At 41.1% G+C, this 1,377-nt stretch carries 1 protein-coding gene; it reads right to left on the reverse strand.

From position 1 onward, the window contains the following. Positions 1–187: 187 nt before the first annotated feature. A complete protein-coding gene (locus CLV38_RS13580; protein WP_106196524.1) occupies positions 188–1,267 on the reverse strand; it encodes an IS30 family transposase in 1,080 nt (359 codons plus the stop codon). Positions 1,268–1,377: the final 110 nt, after the last annotated feature.

Consider the following 1,377-nt stretch of genomic DNA (forward strand, 5'->3'; position numbering starts at 1 on the left):
TGTAAATTTCAAGTTTAAGTTAGCCACTTGTTAAAAATAATTTTCATGTGAAATTTAGCGTTCATTTTCCTTGTAGAGAGGGCTTGATAATGAGCTGAGGCATGATAGTTTTTTTGACAAGCTGGCCTAGCCAGCTTCACAGCTTTCAGGTCATGCCGAAGGAGGCTCGTTGTCAAGCCCTCACGGGTTAAGCAGCCTGACGCTCTGATCGTAGTGCATTGACGAAGCTTTCATGTGGCGTTCTGTAATCCAATATTTTTCTAGGATAATCATTCATCCATTGTTGTATACGCAAGCATTGTTCTTCTGAGACTCGACCAATCGGCTTCCCTTTGGGAATGAAACGACGAATGAATTTATGCTGGTTCTCACTTGTTCCCCGTTCAAACGATGCATAGGGATGACTAAAATAGATGTCTAAAGTATCCTTTAAGGCCTCATAAAGTCCCGCAAACTCTGAACCATTATCAGAAGTTATCGTTTTAAATAGTGTAGAGAATGTATGACCTGATCGTTTTTGAAGGTCACGAATCGCCTGATTAACCGATTCCTGATCTTTTCCATTTACTTTTAAGGTGATTTCAAATCGGGTCTGTCGTTCAGCCAAAGTGAGCAGTACAGCATCGGTCTTTTCTTTATTACCTACTACTGTATCAATTTCCCAGTGACCAAACGATTCACGGGTATCAATGTCTTTTGGTCGACGATCAATCGATGGGCCGAGAACGCGCTTATTTGGCCGTTTCTTTTGAGCAGAAACCTTTGGTTTCCGAGATAACTTTTCTAGCAAATCAATGTTTTTTGTTCTCATAATCCCTCTATCTATCCAGCCATAAAGCGTGGTTGTACAAGGGATAATTGAAGCATCGAACAATTCATGTCTTTTAGCAAAACCGACCACTGTATCAGGGGACCATTTATCATCCAGCATTTTCTCATCAGCCCATTCTATGAAAGCATCTGTATCTGCCCATTTTGGCCGCCGGCCACAGTTCAGTCGTTGTTTATCATAGTTGGCTTGAGCAGCGTCGGCATCATATACATCGTCATAATAATCATAGATTTTACCGTTTTGCTTTTGACGTCTTAGTTGAGTAACGGTTCCGCGCTGGATTTCGTTATTGATGGTCTGAGGTACCCGACCGATGATATCAGCAATGCGACGATTGGAGTAGTCTTCCTGCTTCAATACAGCTATTTGAACCCTCTCTGCATATGATAAGTGTTTTCCTTTACGTGCTAATGTGGTATCGTTAGAGTGCGTCATGTGAATTCATCCTGTCTATTGAGAGTTAGTGGTAACTTCAATATAACATGAAATTCACATGGCGTTTTTTTATGTTAGCCTAGGTGGCTAACTTCATTATAAAATCCAGC

The organism is Alkalibacterium olivapovliticus (assembly GCF_003003275.1).
Taxonomy (GTDB): domain Bacteria; phylum Bacillota; class Bacilli; order Lactobacillales; family Carnobacteriaceae_A; genus Alkalibacterium; species Alkalibacterium olivapovliticum.

What these genes read in the sequence shown, in the direction of transcription:
- CLV38_RS13580 (WP_106196524.1), bottom strand. Translation starts at nt 1,267, where the DNA reads ATGACGCACTCTAACGATACCACATTAGCACGTAAAGGAAAACACTTA.